The organism is Psychrobacter sp. UBA3480 (assembly GCF_002377945.1).
GTDB lineage: Bacteria > Pseudomonadota > Gammaproteobacteria > Pseudomonadales > Moraxellaceae > Psychrobacter.
Window position 1 is genome coordinate 24860 of record NZ_DFQV01000031.1, and the last position, 16757, is coordinate 41616.

9 protein-coding genes are annotated in these 16757 nt (G+C 42.6%); 1 reads left to right on the forward strand and 8 read right to left on the reverse strand.

The window, feature by feature from the left end; genetic code table 11:
• Nucleotides 1-194: 194 nt before the first annotated feature.
• From B2863_RS12350 to B2863_RS12385, 8 genes are all read right to left on the reverse strand, one after another.
• Nucleotides 195-6398: a DNA repair ATPase gene (locus B2863_RS12350; RefSeq protein ID WP_296211119.1), complete on the reverse strand. Its 6204-nt coding sequence runs from the start codon at nucleotides 6396-6398 to the stop codon at nucleotides 195-197.
• A gap of 128 nt (nucleotides 6399-6526) precedes the next feature.
• Nucleotides 6527-7573 (reverse strand): hypothetical protein, encoded by a 1047-nt coding sequence (locus B2863_RS12355; RefSeq protein ID WP_296211121.1) that lies wholly within the window; start codon nucleotides 7571-7573, stop codon nucleotides 6527-6529.
• A gap of 224 nt (nucleotides 7574-7797) precedes the next feature.
• Entirely contained in the window at nucleotides 7798-9873 is a 2076-nt protein-coding gene (locus tag B2863_RS12360; RefSeq protein ID WP_296211124.1) for a flotillin family protein, read from the reverse strand.
• A gap of 461 nt (nucleotides 9874-10334) precedes the next feature.
• Entirely contained in the window at nucleotides 10335-10985 is a 651-nt protein-coding gene (locus B2863_RS12365) for a hypothetical protein (RefSeq protein ID WP_296211126.1), read from the reverse strand.
• Nucleotides 10986-11127: 142 nt separating this feature from the next.
• Complete coding sequence (locus tag B2863_RS12370; protein WP_296211129.1) at nucleotides 11128-12090, reverse strand: Xaa-Pro aminopeptidase; 963 nt, start codon at nucleotides 12088-12090, stop codon at nucleotides 11128-11130.
• 377 nt (nucleotides 12091-12467) lie between these two features.
• Nucleotides 12468-12953 carry an META domain-containing protein gene (locus B2863_RS12375; protein WP_296211132.1) on the reverse strand — a complete coding sequence of 162 codons (486 nt, stop codon included), beginning with the start codon at nucleotides 12951-12953 and terminating at the stop codon, nucleotides 12468-12470.
• Between the two features lie 370 nt (nucleotides 12954-13323).
• Nucleotides 13324-14433 (reverse strand): lipase secretion chaperone, encoded by a 1110-nt coding sequence (locus B2863_RS12380; RefSeq protein ID WP_296211134.1) that lies wholly within the window; start codon nucleotides 14431-14433, stop codon nucleotides 13324-13326.
• A gap of 46 nt (nucleotides 14434-14479) precedes the next feature.
• Complete coding sequence (locus tag B2863_RS12385) at nucleotides 14480-15556, reverse strand: esterase/lipase family protein (RefSeq protein ID WP_296211137.1); 1077 nt, start codon at nucleotides 15554-15556, stop codon at nucleotides 14480-14482.
• A 298-nt stretch (nucleotides 15557-15854) separates the two neighbouring features.
• Here B2863_RS12385 and map point away from each other — a divergent pair, with 298 nt between their 5' ends.
• A complete protein-coding gene (map, locus tag B2863_RS12390) occupies nucleotides 15855-16646 on the forward strand; it encodes a type I methionyl aminopeptidase (protein ID WP_371548431.1) in 792 nt (263 codons plus the stop codon).
• The last annotated feature ends 111 nt before the right edge of the window (nucleotides 16647-16757 follow it).

Sequence of the window (16757 nt, forward strand, 5' to 3'; positions counted from 1 at the left end):
CTTGACCTGCTTTTTATAGCAACTTTACTCGCTGTCATCGTATCCAAAGTAGCTGTTGCCGACTATATTACCACTGTCTCTTAATCATAAGACCTATTTATAGTGCTATACATCAGCATTGCTCATAAGCGTTAATAATCAATCATTAGTTGTTAATCGTCAGCTATTAATCAGTAATGACTAATCGTCAGCTACTAATCATAGTCGTCAAATATTTTATTTAAGCGATTGAGGCTATTAACGATTAACTTACCAGATTGATCGGTGCTGGTATCAATCGCCAGTTTCTCATCCATCCGCATCGTCAATGGCTCTAATGCTTGCTTGAGGGCAGTTGCCATCAATGCGGTCTGCTGATGAATATCAGGGATATCACTATCTGCTGCTTGATTCTCATCACTCTTAGCTAGGGTCTCAGTCAAACTATTAAACAAGCTATCCGCCATTTTTTGCGCCAGTTGTTCAACAGCATTGACCAACTGTACCATCAGTGCTTTTTGCACATCTTGGTTTTGCTTGAGATACTCGCCTTCCGCCTTTCCAGCATTGTGATCGTGCTTATATATTTGCAGCAATTGACTCACGCTTTTCTCAAAGCCATTATCGATACTGTCGCTGACAACTTTGGCATTATTAATGACGCTATCGGCGAGGATTTTTTGTGACTCTAATTGAGCGTTTAGCTGGGCATCGAGTTGCGCTTGTTGTCCTGCTTCTCGTAAGCGAGCGATTTGCTCTGGGTCATTTTTCGTTAAGTATGTCTCAAACTGGCTACTGATGGCATTGAAACCACTGGCCAAATCGACCAACTGGGCAACGATACGCGCGCCCGTATCGCCATCTTCACCGCCCATGGCTTTGTTACGTAGGAAGTCGGCTTTGATTTGCGCCCAACGCTCTGTTTCTGCTTCGGTCAAGATACCACGCATCTCACCAAGTTTGAGCAAGTTACTCTCTGCGCCTTGGGTCAATAGCTGCGACTCGCCTAAATAATGATCGTCTATCAGCTGGTTCAGCTCTTCTTCATTCATGACCGCCGACAGTTTTTCGGTCATCTTATTCATATTACGATAACTGCCTTGCAGCTTAAATATCGGCTCAACGCGGTACTTATCATCTTGCGAGGCGGAGGCAATATAGGCTTGGTTAACATCCAGAATGACTTCTTGCACCCTAAACATATGGCGCAAGATAGCGACAATCTCATTAACTTCTGAAGTGCTATACGGATACGTCAGATCGCTGCTTTGTGCTTGGGCAAGATTCGCATTGTCCGTTTTTGCCATTTTAATCAAACGATGCACATCGCTTAAGTCACGGTTGGCCATCGGTGCAAGGGCCGTATTAGAAGTGAGGGAGTTTTCGATATAACTGAGTGCAAATACCTCTTCCATGCCGCTCATGATATCGCCTAAGTTATAGATGTCGGCACGGTTGGCGAGCATGTCAGGGACTTTAAATGCCTCGCCGCTCTCGGTATATGGGTTACCTGCCATGACCACGCAGAACTTTTTGCCACGCATGTCATAGGTCTTGGTTTTGCCTTGCCAGACACCATCAATACGGCGTGTACCATCGCCCAATGAGATAAACTTCTGCAAAAATTCCGCATGGGTATGCTGAATATCATCAAGATACAGCATGACGTTGTTGCCCATCTCAAAGGCCAAGTTGATTTTATTCAGCTCTTCTCGTGCAGTAGCATTGGGTGCTTTTTCGGGATCTAATGAGGTGACGTCATGGCCAAGTGACGGACAGTTAATCTTCATAAAGATAAGGCCAAGACGATTTGCCACGTATTCCATCAAGGTGGTTTTACCATACCCTGGTGGCGATATCATCATGAGGATACCCATCAAATCGGTACGCTTATCCTCGCCGACCGTGCCCATCTGCTTGGCAAGGTTGTCACCGATAAGTGGCAGGTAGCTCTCGTTAATCAGACGGTTACGCACAAATGAGGACAGTGGACGCGGCATAAACTCGTCCAGTCGCAACGTCTCTTTTGAGTCATGCAATATCTCTGAGCGCATGGCCAGATAACGTCTATAGGCAGGGATAACTTGGGTATCATGATGATGTAAACGATTTAAGAAATCATCGACGGCAAAGGTTAAGGTCTGCTGATGAATACGTATATGCTCACCCAGCAAATTATTGACTTGTATCTCAAGCGATACCTTACCCGTGCTACGTTCAAAACTTTGCACTTGATTAAGCGGATTATTAATACTGGTCGATGACGTAGCCGACGAGGTGATTGAGGAAAATGACAAGGCCGATGGTGTGCCACTTGCGCCTGTACTGTTTAAACCTTGATTGCCCAATCCTTTAGCACTTAGCCCTTTATTAAAAGCCCCTTTATCAAAGCTAGCACCTGAATCAATGAGGCGCTGTACCAAGGCTTCACGCTGAGCATCATTTAACTGCGTCAGTAAGACAGCAATGGCTTCGGGTACATAATGACGGCCGCTCTCTAGCTGTTGCTTGCGTAGCGCGTTTTGTGTTTCAGTCTCGGCAAGCTGCTCTTCACTGAGTGCCTCGCCTGCCTCATCCGTGCCATCAGCCGACTCAGTACCACCATAAGTCTTATCAAGTAGTGCATGAAACCATGTGGCTAATAGCTCATAGGCTGATTTGGGTTGGAAGCCAAGCTTACTGATAGAAGATTGTAATTGGTCAAAACTGGCGGTATTTTGCGTGCTACCTGACGCACTATTTAACGTTTGGCTTAGCTGCTCACACAACTGCTGCGCTTGTTGGCTGGTTTGCCATTTTATTGTGTTATATGCACCTGCATTCGATTCCGCCGACTGCCCCATGACACTCACGAGATACTCACAGGCAAGCTGAACGTAGCTTGGTTTGAAGATGTTGGCGTTATGAACATCACTGGTATTTGAATCTGACTCTGGTTTTGATGTTGACTGCTTGCCGGCGCCATTATTAATGCCAGTACCGTTATCAGCGCTAAGACTGTCGTCATTATGAGCCATAACAAAGTGACGCATCACTTGGCTCATGTCCTCGACCAATAGAGACTTCGCAGTATCGCTGCCCAATGCACGACGCAGTTGCTCGGCGGTGGCGGCTCTATCTGTCCAGTTATTTGCGCGTGTCAGCACTGATTCATTCAGCCATTTGTCATAACCAAATTGACGTAAACTGTCTAAACCAAGCGCTTGCACGATCTTTAACTGCCAATAGAATAATTGCGCCAATGCTCGTACTTGCGGGGTATAAATCAGTAGCCCTGCCTCACGCAATGTCGGCAGTATCTGCATCAGTAATAACGTAGCATCATGGTCATGAATGCCTTTGTCATAGCCAAGCTGATAGCGAGGGGTGGCGTAAGCTTTGACCAGTTTGGACAATGGACTGTCATTATCAATATCGCCATTAACATCGAGGGTAATGACAGTCGCATCGTATGCTTGATATAGTCGCGTTTCGGTCAAACCCTCCTGGCTGTTCTTAGCACTTTCGATAATGCTATAGGCCAAGTACTCGGCGCGGTACACCTTGTCAGACTCAGAGGCAATATTCATGTCCCAGTACGGGCGCAAGGTATTTAACTCAGTGTTATTAAGTACTTCATAATAATCTGTACCCGTTAGATGCAAATTCAGCACGCGCTTGCCATCTGACTGCTGACGACTCAATAAGGTCAAATCAAGCGGCTGAGTATTGACTGAAAAGCGGTGCTTACCCAGTTTGATGATTTGACCACCATCTTCAAACAAGTCCGACTTGTCTTTTAGACTCTTATAGCTCTCGATTTGAATGGCTTTTAGACGCGCATCGATGTCATCTGCTTTGACGCTAAAGCCCATCGCTTGCAGCTCTTTTGCGATGTTGCGCACCTTTTGCACCAGACCATCAGCCACAAAATACGTATTTAACGCTTCTTCTTCTGTAAAGCCTGTGACGCCAGTGCTTTGTGTGCGTTTTTTAATACTCTCAAGCATCCGCAGCGCGCCATCACCTAAGTTTTGCGCTTTGCGATTGCGAGCATCGAGCAATTGCTGCTTATGGTTTTCAAAGGTTTCGTAGATTTCTTCACGTTTACTAATAATATCGGCTAAAAACTGATCGCCACTATTGGTTTCTGGATCAGCAAACTGACTCTCCAACTCTTCTAGCTGTACCAGCAATTTTGCCATTTGCTCATCTGACTTCTCAGGGGTATTGGCAATGGATAAGGCATTAGCAATGGACTGACCGAACAGCTTAAACTGCGCACCAAATTGTGCAACGGCTTCAGCAGAGCCTAGGTTTTTACGCTTGTGGTTGAGCTTGGCTTTGCTCTGATTTAGACTCGCATAAATGGTCGATATGTCATCGATAATTTGCGTACGCACCGTGGCATCGGCCACATCTAATGTGCCTAGCAACTCGGTCAATAAATCTAACCCTTGCGCTGTTTCATCGATTTTTTCTAGTACGGGTTTTAGCTCAGCATTGGTTTCTGCGGTGTTTAAGCGCTCACTGACATCGACCAATATGCCTTCGTAGCTTGATAGCGCTTCTTCGCCGCTTAAAAATAACACGGTCTTTTCAGCCAGCTCGCTTTCGGCTTCTTCTAACTGTGTCTGTAATGCTTGTAGCTTATCAGCATCTAGATAACGCAAATCTTCCAAGCTGACCAAACGGCCTTTTTGGCGTCTTAACGCTGACAACTGATCGACATAGTCACTGGCAGACTCAAAGCTAGTGACGCGTATCTGCCGCAAAATCTCACTTTGCTGCGTATCAGCATCGGCTAGCGCAGTTTGGGTTTGTTTCTGGATACTTTGTACTTTGGCGAACTCATCAATGACTAGCTCAGCCGTTGCCGTCACTTCCTTAATACTACTGGCGACGTCGCTCAGCTCAGGCTCAGACAACCAGTAATAGCTGTCAAAGAGTCGGCTGGTATTATTGGTAAGCTCTTCATAGAGCTTCTGTGACACGCTTTGATTGTCAATCAGGCGAGTAATGCTATACAGGTCTGAGATACCACGTACCAGTTCTTTATTGCCGATTTTGCCATAAAAGCTCGTGCTCTCTGGCAGCTCACTCACATACTCGTGTGAAGCATAAGGCGTGTGCCATATTTGCATTGGGTGAATACGAGACGGCTCACTTTGATCACTAAACAGTACCAAACGGCCATTCTCAGCCAAAGCCATACCGTTGCAATAAATAGGATTTGCCAATTGCTTTTTAATCAGGTTATAAGGGAACAGCCCCGTGACGCCCAAGTCTCTGTCATAAAATAAAAATAGAACGTCTTCCCCATTTGGCGATATGATTTTGCGTTTGAACTTTAAGTCTTTGGCGTCCACATTATTGGCATCAAACAGTTTATATTCGCCCGTTTGCAGATAGTAGCCACCCGGAAATATGATGCCGTGGTCTTCTGGTAGCTGCACACACGATTGTCCAATCGCATCCAAACGTAATACCGCTTCGGTTAAAGTGTTATAAACGAAATAACGGTAGTCCTCTTCACGATAGGGCAATATTTTGAGCAGGATTAAACTGCCAACTTTGGCATAAGCAATCTCGGCATCAGTCAGTGACTGAGTACGATCTTCAACAGGCTCACTATAGATACCCTGCCCTGACTGCGTATTATCCTCAATCTTGATGGTCAGATCTCCACCGACCGTCTCTACAAATATCGTATCCAAGATATTCATATGCGGATATTTGCCGTTGATCATCTGATCGCGTGTGGTTTCTATCCAGTCAAAATCATAGGCAGGCGGCAGTTCAATGTCACGCTCGCCGCGATTGTCGACGTAAGCGACTTGAGCAGACTCTGGTGTACCTTGGCTAAAATCTAACGCAAAACGGAACACTCGAATATCAGTGATGCGCTCACCAATCTGAAACGCCAATAGCAGTTTGCTGTCTTTCACCGTTATTTGAATTAAGCGCGTTTGCTTATAATATCGATACAACTCATTGAAATCTTGGACAAAGGCATCTTGACCCAAAAAAGTGCCTGTTAAATCGACCTCTTCAAGTTGGCACTCTTCTTCACTTTCGACTGGCTCAATCAAACGATATAGCGACAATACATCCTCAACATTGCTTGCACGTTTGAGTCCCATAAAAACGTTGTAGCCAAACAGTAGATATTCGCCTACTTGCACCATATCCTGCGCCACACAGTTATGTTCGGTACGGATACGCGTACGGGCGATGACTTGCATTTGAGTACTGCCAAACTCTTCGAGACGCGCATTATTTAGCGTCTGCGTTTGCGTCTCTAAACGACCGCCTTGTTCCGTCAGACGTTTTTTGATGAGCTCGTAAGCATTGCTCGAGGCAACCGCCTGATCAGTTTGGTTGGCTTGATTAGCGTTATCGTTGCTGTCTGAATTTGTTGAGTTTTGCGTGTCCGCCATTGTTGCTCGTCCGTTTTTATTTTTGGGCAATAGGGAAAATAAAATAATAGAATTTTCCTAAATTTTTACTTAGCTATAGCATACAATTTGAACTAGTTATAATGAAAACCGCTTGATTTCAAAAAAGCTTAAACAACATTAATAAAACTATTGTAAATGTAGTTTCCTAATATACCTATAACTAAAGACATCACTAACATTATTGACGTAGAGAAAAATTTATTTTTTGTAGAAGTATTTGAAAGACTTTTACTCATAAGATCTTGAGTGCTTTTTGTTAATACTACATATGATGGGTAAGGCTTTATAAACTCTTTTAATATACTAATCAGAATAACTAAAAAAGGAATTGATACCGAGAAAAGTAGTAAATTTGTTCCAGAATAGTCACTTCTATCTAATAATATCTTAGAGATGAAATTCAACTTCTCATTTATTAGTTCTAAATTATTACTATTTTGAATAGATAACTTTTCTAATTCTTCAATTACATCGTTTGATGACTTAGTATATGTAGAGTAAAATAACATTATGATGCTAAGTAGCATTGAGAATAGTAAAAACCCTTTACTACTAAGCAAGTCTATAATCTTCATTATACTTTTAAAAATAAAATTTTCTTCTATCCATATTCCATCTAGAGCCTTTTCAATCATGGTTAGCATGTCATCTGCCCATGTTCTTTCAGTATGCTCAATGTCTATAATAACTATGCCTGTTTTTTTGTTTGAAGATTCTAATATCGTATTATTATTACAATCCATATTAGAATCAAAAACAAAATTAATATTTTGTCTTTCTGGGATTTTTTTACTCGGAAATTTAATTAATAACGAAATACTTATAAACAACCTAACACTAATTAAACTCATAGTTTCAGAATAAGAATTGAAAGACTCTACGGAAGTTATTTTTCTTTCGACACCGTCATCAAAACTTATTTTTGCAACAAAATCCACCATTTCAAACTCGTTTTGCTGTTCAAGCCTTTGAAATATAAGAGCTAATAAATGCTTAAAAAATGAATGATCAACCTTAAAAGGTTTATTAAAAGACTTGCTTATCGCCTGAGGTTGACCTAATAGACTAGATATGAACTCACCAAGATGTTCATCTTCTAAATATAAAGATAGCTCCTTTTGATCTTTATCTCTTACCTGAACAACATTTTTCATAATTCATCCTAGTCTTTTCTAATCTTGGAAGTAAAAATTATAATAACCTATACACTTCAATTAACTAATAAAAAATTCAAAACTAATTAACCATACAGTTTTTATAAGAGTTAATAATATTCTTTACCTTCAAATAAAATTTGTAGGCTTTCAACCAGTAGTGACTCGCTGAAAGCCTACAATATATAAATAAATTATTGATAGTACCTACTTAAAAAACTGCTTTAAGCTGGTTTGTCATCATTTGACTGGTTCGCTTTCATAGCTTGACTAGCCATCACACCATTGATGATACCGCTCAATGTGTCTGACTTACCCGCCAGGCCATCGATGGCTTTACCGATAGACAGTGACTTGGCAAAGTTATCAAAGAAATGCGCTTCGCCGCCAACAATATCGATTTTGGCTTTCTGTAACGCGACTGCCAATACTTCAGCATTTTCTTTGGCTATCTCTTTACCTGCGTCGATCGATGCCAGTGCTTCTTGCAAGGCTGTCTCAAGACTCATGCGGAACTCTTCGTGCTCACGCGCTTCTTTATTCATGCTACCCATTGCATTGAATTTCTCGACCAGACCATCTGCTTCGGCTTGGAAATGTGCACGAGTGACTTCGGCTTTTGCCAGTCCAACTTCGCGTTCTGCTTTGGCATTAGACTCACCGCGAGCTGCGATGATTTCAGCATCTGCCATGCCTTTTTCACGCTCAGCTCTGGCGGTAGATTGACCACGAGCGGCGATGATTTCTGCATCGACCATACCGATATCACGCTCAGCTTTTGCCTTAGATTCGCCACGAGCCGCGATAACCTCAGCATCTGCCATGCCTTTTTCACGATCTGATTGCGCTTCAGCTTGTCCAGTCGCTTTAATAATATTGGCTTTCGCAATGCCTTCTTTTTCCATAGAGACCGACTTGGCTTCTTGAATAGCAGCTTCAGCAAAGCCATGTGCAGACTCTTCGGCTTTAATACCTTCAGCCATTCTGATTTTGGCTTCTGACTCTTTAGCAGAGGCTTCAAGGTTAGCCGTAGCAAGCGTAGTGATTTCAACGGCTTTGTGCTTGGCAGATAGCTCTTCTGCTTCGGCTTTTTTCACCTGACGTACTTTGATTTCTTCCGCATCGGCTTCTGCTGCTAGCACGCGTGTCTGCTTAGAGCGTTGCGCTTCACTAACTTCGCGAACTTCTTTGATACGCTCTTCTTCTTGCGCCACTGTTTTGTCGACCGCAATACGCTCGCGGATGACATTGGCGATTTCTTTTTTCTCAAGTTCAATCGCACGTTCAGCCTCGATGCGTTGCAAGTCAACTTCACGCTCACGAGAGACGATTTCTAAGTCACGAGCACGCGTAACCTTCTCTTCTTCGATGACAACTGCACGCAGACGATTTTGACCTGCTACTTCAATTTCACGTTGCTGATTCTCTCGCTGAATCGCTAAGTCCTGCTCAACCATTATGACGGCCGTTTCTGACTTCTTACGCTCTTCTTCTTCAATCTTACGAGTTTCAGCCGTTTCACGGGCAATCACTGACGAGATTTCACGCTTTTGCTTGGCTTCAGCATCGGCTTGTTGACGCTCAAGCTCTAGCATCGCCTCTCTGGTTTCAACGTTCTTTTTCTTAACCGCTAGCTCTTCATCACGCTCAAGCTCATTGGTAATAACGTTTTGAAAAGCCGTTAGTTGAGTAATCTTTTTGATACCTTCAGCATCTAGAATATTACTTGAGTCCAATGACACTTTCGGTGTTTGCTCTAGATAATCGATTGCGACATCTTCTAAGACATAGCCGTTTAGATCGTTACCAATTTCTTGAACGATACTGTCACGAAACTCGCTGCGGTTTTCAAACAATTTAACGAAATCTATTTGCTTACCAACTGTTTTTAGCGCTTCTGAAAACTTGGCATTAAACAGCTCATTAACAGCGACTTTATCTGATGCTCTCTCAACCCCAACCGATTTGGCGACTTTTAGCACATCCTCTTCGGTTTCATTGACACGTAGATAAAATGCCACGGTGATATCAGCACGCATGTTGTCTGCGCAAATCAAACCTTCTTTACCGCGTCTGTCCACTTCTAAGGTGATAAGCGAGATTCTCATCAACTCTTTTTTATTAATAACTGGCCAAACAAAACCACCATCAAAACGTACGGCAATTTTACTCACACCGTTAATAATGAGTGCTTTGCCCTGCTCGACCTTAAAGTAAAAGGCTTTGAGCATCAGTAGTGCGACCATCATAAAAACAAACGCCAGCACTACAACCACGCCGACGATAATGAGTGTGTCCATATCCATTCCTTTAATTAAAACATTCCATAATCAATTCTATATAAATCAGATACGCTATCAGGCCTGTTAAATTTACTGTTTATAGCACCTTTTATAGCACGTGTGCCTTAATAGCCCTGTCACGCACCATTCTTATATCTGCATTATTCTGAACCGACTATAACCAAATTTAAAACCGTTTAAATCATTGCTAAAAATATTATGCCTAAGCCAGAAATGCTTCTAAAACCTCTGACTAAATCACTATTCATTCTGTGAACTTATTCTGTGCTAAAAGCGATAATGATGTGCTGAAAATAACGATGGCGAATCATCGTGACTAAATTACTTACTAGTGGCTAAATTGTTTATATAGTCGATTCAATTTAAAAGTAGTACAAGGCAACCGAGTGTAGATGTATATCAAATACTTCAAGCGAGGTTAACGCAGTAACACTTTTATAGTGGAGTGACTATAGTGGTTATTTATCTTTTACAGGGGTTACACGATAGGTATTGGCTGCCTCTAAATACTCCACCAACATCACTCGATCGCCTTGTTTCAGCGAGCCATCATTGATGTCTGAGCGAATTTTGAGTATCAATCCTGCACCGCCATCATTCAATTCTACTTCGCCGTGTTTGTCCGTGACACTAAGGGTACGCACAACCGCGATTTTGCCGATATTGCTAGCAGCATTGCGTCTAGGTATTTTGGCTATTTTGTTGCGGATGGGAGAAATAATGATGCCTGTCAGCCACATGGAGATGACCAATACAAAGATTAGCGCCCCAGTGCCGAATAGGTAATATAAGATGCCTGAATCAAAATTTTGATGTAAAAAACTGGTATAGAAGTAACTTAACAACCAACCAATTAAACTTATTAGGCTAAGAATAACGATAAGCGGCACGCCATATAGACCGAACTTAAGCAGCAGACCCGACACAAATCCTGATGAGGTCAAATCAGCCCCCTCGCCACTTGCATCGCCAATATCTACCGTATCCATATCTGCCATACCAAGTAGAGAAACCATCCAATACAAGGTCACACACATCACCAATCCTGTAAATACTATCGTCGGGTACAAGCTAATTTTGGTGATGAACACGAAAAAAGCCTCTTGCATTACGCGGGTTCTCCCTTTGTGAACCTAATCTTCTATTTGTAATAACCTACTACAAAAGCTAAGGCTCTTCACTTAATATTTATAAACTTATGTTGTTTTACAAATAAGTTTATATACATATCACGGCATAAGACATACTTCTCTAACGACCCCATATCGGTGAGCGTACGACTCCACCATTTTGACCGCTAATGGCATAGCTGGTATTGCCTGACAGAGAATGGATAACTAGACTACCACCATTTTGGCTTGCTGCTTGCCCGCCCACATTCAAGTGGCGAGTTGGATAGATGGCATAATTGCCAGAGGGAGATAGACGTGCGGGCTCATCAAGCCCTGTTTCTGCCAAGTTGACCACCTGCCCAGTCGTCAAGGTCATGACAGCCGCTTTGCGACCATTTAAGTAGGCCATACGCTGACCATCTAAGCTAAGCTGAGGACTGGCCACATACCCATTTGTTGATACAGCTGTCGCATTGCCCGTAGCGAAGTCATAACGATAAATTCGTGGTCGTCCAGCACGGACTTTATCACTGGTATAAATAAAGCTCTTGCCATCAGCAGCATAACTGGGCTGTACCTCTGTACTCGGCAGAGTCGTTAACTGCTGGGTATTGCCATCACTCAGACGCATCTTATAGATATCAGCATTACCACCGACAGTAGAGCTATAGAGCAAATCTTGACCATCGGGTGAAAATGACGCTGACATATTGCTGCCTTCAGCATTTACCACTAGGTTGCGCGTATTGCTACTACGATCATAAATATAAATTTTGGGATGCTCACGCGGGGCTTGTTTGCTATAGGCAAGCAGTTGTCCGTCTGCCGACCATGCTGGCGCATAGATATAGCCATTAAGCTGATCGATGAGCTGACGATCGCTACCGTCAGGACGAATGCTATAGAGTGTCGATACTTTCGCCGTACCTACGCCCTGCTCTTCTATATAGGCAATGTATCCTTGGCGATCAATCACTGGCATACGTGCAGTCAGCGGACTGGTCTCAACTGTACTGATTGGCTTTTTTACTGAGGTATTAGGTAATGTCTGGCAACCGGTAAGCACAGCAAATACGCCGATGGCAATAGGTGCTTTTATCATTAGTCTATCTATGTTTGATTTAGATAGACTCCCTTTACATATGGTTGTTTTATTTATGGCAGTTTTCAGCATAGCGTCATATCCAACAGAGCTTGATGATAAAAGTCTTATAAATATCTAAGAAAGCGATCGTTATCGACATAAATTCAGAGCCATCACCATCAATTTAAAAAATCAAAGATATTACAGAAACATTACTCTAGTGTAACCTAAACTGGAATAAATTTTGGATAAAAAAATGCCCCACTTGATAGCGAGGCATTTTGCGTTTCAAGAAGAGTAGCTTTAAATGAGCAATTTTAAACGAGTAGTTTTAGACAAATAATTTTAATTGTTTAAACTCACGAACCAGTCAAACTGTTTACTCAATCATTAAGCTACTTCGCAACGGCTTTAAAATAAGCGACTTGATCATCGTTTTTAATGGTCAAAATAGGAACATTGTTGGCATTCTTACTAAGGCTGTACTTACCTTTTACAGTGGCTAAGGCAGCAGTATCAAAGCTGGCTTGCGGTTCAGGACATGCCATCATAGTACTGATGCCGTTTTTAATCTCTACTTCACCATTTGCGACACTATATCCAGCACCCATGCTATTACAGGTGTTCATAAATGCCACGTAATCTCTACCGTTATCATTCATAAAATTCAATGTTAACGGCTTGGCTGGGTCAAAAAACAGCTGAGTCACTTTATCACCATTGCTGCGTTTGGCATCAACGAGCTGCCAGTTATGTGCTTGCAAGACATCTGCAGTGATTGGTTGGTTAACTGGTGCAGGCAAGTTCGTCGTCTGGCAACCCGCAGCAAACGTACCAATTGCCAATGTCGCGGCCATCATTACTTTAGTCATGTTCTTCATATCAACTCCTCGCTTTATTGCATCCGATACTTTTACTAGACACCCTATCTGCATGAGCCATCAGCGCTAATAGACAAACGATAAGCTCTAATAGACATAGTAATAGCTCGGACTTATTATGATTCATTTATTGTTTTATTTAATGCTCTAAACAATGACAATATTGTGCATGACTCACAGGGAGGTGTCATCATAAACTGGGTAGTTATTCGGAATGCATTTTGTACTACTTTGCAAATATCTAGCTACTTGCCCTTGCCAGCACCTAAATGAGCTGCTAACTATAATCTTGCTCACTCTGTTCATCCCTATCAATGATGATTATTGATGGTTATTGACGATAGCTAGTGACGGTAACTATTGACGGTAATTATGGATTATTCACAGCTTGCTGTCGTTGTAATGCTGCATAACCATCTAGACGCTTACGCTCAGTGTCATTAAATAATTGCTGTTCAAGCTGATCTATCTGAATTTGCGCTTGGGCGGCATTGACACCTTGGCTTAATAAGCGGGTTTTTTGAGTTTCATACTGGGTGAAGCGTTGGTCAAAATTAGCGTCTTCTTGATCTACTTGTGCTAGCCTTTCTGCTGCTAGTGCGCCTACTAGCTCTCGGCGCATATTATATAATTCCTCGGGCGTTGCACCGCGAGCTTTCATCTGTTCAGTGCGAGTCATTAGCTCGCTAATATTGGCCTGTTGCATGATATTGGCTTTAGTAGCATTCTCTGGCAATCGACTAATATAATCCTGACGGGCAGCTTGTTTCTGTGCATCAGACATCTGCTTATTTTGGTCAATTCTGACCATCTCTATACTATAATTATCGTAATCATCCTCTGCGCCAAAAAATGCTGTAATGGTTTGCTTATCAAAGTACTGCTGACGTAAATTCGCGATGTCTTGTTTTTGCTGAGCAACTGCGTTCAAATCCAGCTCACCACTTTTGGTCGCCTGTAATTGCAGATTACCATAGCGCTTTTCTATCTCAGGAAGTGCTTTAAGGTAAGCAACATATTGATTAAAAATAGTGACCGCTTGGCTAGCGGCAGGCTCTGGTGTGTGATGGCGAATATAACTCTCCACACGGGCAAATATAACCGCCTCCTCTTCCTCACCTAGGGCGGATAAAAAATAATCGAACAAACGCCGCAGACCTTCAGTGACGACTAACTGTTTATTTTCATCGATGATGATTTCACCATCAATGTGGGTGCCCTTTAATGAACGTGGTAAATTTTCTAATCCTGTGACAAAGTGAGACTGGCTAGGTGTCATTGTCGCTTTCACGACTTGTACCGCAGCCAACTCAGTTGTCACTGACTCGTTAGTCTCATTATCAGAGACCGACGGTTTGATTGAAGTTGAATTTATATCGTTGCTATCAGGCTTGAACCACAAAATAACCGCCGCTGTGGCAATGATAACCACGGCGATGATAGCAATTGTTGCATAGGTTGGACGGCGGTTATTTGACATAAACGATATTTCTCAATCAATGAGCATTCTTATTTTGTAGTTCAGCTTATAGGTTGGCATTTTTCAAACGGTTTACTTGAGTACGGTAGATAGATTTTGGCTCAGACTCTCCCCATGCCGTCAGACCCAAGACTTGATCAGCGGAATCCAAATGGTTCATCCTATAATTATCACGAATCACATAGCCAAGACGACTTGAGCAAGCAGATACCAATCCATCATTAGACTCCCCTGCAAATGGTACGCCCGTTGCGGCCAATAGGTAATCGCTAGGGTCAAGTGCGCTCGTTATTTGCCCAACGCCGCTAAATGAATAATACTTGATGCCATTGACCGCAGTACTAGTCGGTTGACCACAATAGTTTTTTGGCATTGCTGCAGGAAATTTGGCATTGAACTTAGCAGCACCATCGGTCGATAGAGCCACGAGCGCTTGCCAGCCGTCTTGTTGTTGAATTTGATTGAAACTGATACCAGAACCAATATCTGTAAAGCCACCAATCAGATTAAACACACCTGATACTAGCTGGGTGGTGACATTAGATGGCTCTCCAGAAGTATTATTTGGCTCAAGGACATTTTTCACAAAATCAGCGGTTTTTGATCCTTGCTCTGGGCTTGATACCGCAGTTACTGAAGCCACGTACTTTGGCGCGACGCCAGCGACATAACGGATATCTATACCGCCCTGACTGTGTCCAAATAAGTTGACTTTGGACTCACCTGAAATAGCAGCAATGGTCTTGACCTGTTGTAGCAGTTGCTCACCTCGAACTTCGCTGTTATTGACCGCTGACGTTTTGGTGGTATATACCTCTGATCCACCTTTCATCAAGTCTTCTGGAATCCCGTTGAAATAATCAATGACTCCGAATAGCGTTGTGAAGCCGCCAAGCCCGTGTGCTAAGACGACTGGATATTGAGTTTTAGTGTAACTAGAAGTGAAGTATTTACTGTCCACCAACTTGCAACCGTTAGCATTGGCACAATTATAGTATTGTCCTGCAGCTTGAGCAGAAGTGGTTTGCATGGTCATTAGAAGCACACCAGCACTGATTGAACCCAGTATTGGTAGAAACTTCTTTGGTGTGAGAGCTGCACGAATGTACAAAGAAAGCGTCATAACAACATCCTTGTTATCATTGATTTGGTTATTTTTACTGCACAACTACAGTAAAAATTGCTGCTAATTCCATTAGCAGGCAAAATTACATTACTTATATATTCTGCAACATTCAACTAATTTGTCAAAATATGAATATATTAGTCTGACTAATGAGTCATATAAGCTCTCACCGTGCTGTAAAGCAATTATTATCAATGATAATGATAGGTTCACTATCACTTAACGTAAAAGTGTCATTAGTACGTTTATGGTATAATCTATCCACAATGAACCCATAATTATAAGATATACGATGATGACTAAAAAATCCCTTATCCAGTCTCCAGAAGCCATAGAAAAAATGCGTGTGGCCGGTAAACTCGCTAGTGATGTGCTTGTCATGCTCGACGAGCATGTCAAAGTGGGCGTCAGTACCGAAGCACTCAATCAGATTGCCCATGACTATATTGTTAATGTGCAGCAGGCTATCCCTGCCCCACTTAATTATAATGGTTTTCCAAAATCTATCTGTACCTCAGTCAACCATGTTGTCTGTCACGGTATCCCAACTGAAAGCAAGCTACTAAAAGATGGTGATATTATCAACATCGACGTGACTGTTATCAAAGATGGTTACTATGGCGATACCTCAAAGATGTGGATCGTCGGCAACGGCTCTATCATGGCACAGCGTATTTGCAAAGTGGCACAAGATGCTCTTTACGCAGGTATGAGCGTGGTCAAGAACGGTGCTCGTCTAGGTGATGTTGGCGCTGCTATTCAGGCCGTTGTCGAGCCTGAGCGTTTTAGTATCGTTCGCGAGTTCTGTGGTCATGGTATCAGTGACGAATTTCACCACGAGCCACAAGTCATGCACTATGGCAAAAAAGGTACTGGCTTTGAGCTAAAAACAGGCATGACGTTTACCATTGAGCCTATGATTAACCAAGGCACGTGGCAGACTAAGATTTTGCCTGATGAGTGGACAGCGATTACTAAAGACCGTAAATTATCTGCCCAATGGGAGCACACCATGGTCGTAACAGACAATGGTTGTGAGGTATTTACTACTCGCCCCGAAGAAGATTTAAGTTTTTTGACGCAGTAGTACAATCAAAGATCGCTTAGGCGGTCTTTTTTTTGGTCTTTAATTAGGGCATATTGAGTATTGTGCTTATAGGCGCTTTGTCTTTATACTCAGATGACCTGATAACTTCTA

Coding starts and splice junctions, on each gene's coding strand:
- B2863_RS12350 (WP_296211119.1), bottom strand. CDS start 6,398: ATGGCGGACACGCAAAACTCAACAAATTCAGACAGCAACGATAACGCT.
- B2863_RS12355 (WP_296211121.1), bottom strand. CDS start 7,573: ATGAAAAATGTTGTTCAGGTAAGAGATAAAGATCAAAAGGAGCTATCT.
- B2863_RS12360 (WP_296211124.1), bottom strand. CDS start 9,873: ATGGACACACTCATTATCGTCGGCGTGGTTGTAGTGCTGGCGTTTGTT.
- B2863_RS12365 (WP_296211126.1), bottom strand. CDS start 10,985: ATGCAAGAGGCTTTTTTCGTGTTCATCACCAAAATTAGCTTGTACCCG.
- B2863_RS12370 (WP_296211129.1), bottom strand. CDS start 12,090: ATGATAAAAGCACCTATTGCCATCGGCGTATTTGCTGTGCTTACCGGT.
- B2863_RS12375 (WP_296211132.1), bottom strand. CDS start 12,953: ATGAAGAACATGACTAAAGTAATGATGGCCGCGACATTGGCAATTGGT.
- B2863_RS12380 (WP_296211134.1), bottom strand. CDS start 14,433: ATGTCAAATAACCGCCGTCCAACCTATGCAACAATTGCTATCATCGCC.
- B2863_RS12385 (WP_296211137.1), bottom strand. CDS start 15,556: ATGACGCTTTCTTTGTACATTCGTGCAGCTCTCACACCAAAGAAGTTT.
- map (WP_371548431.1), top strand. CDS start 15,855: ATGACTAAAAAATCCCTTATCCAGTCTCCAGAAGCCATAGAAAAAATG.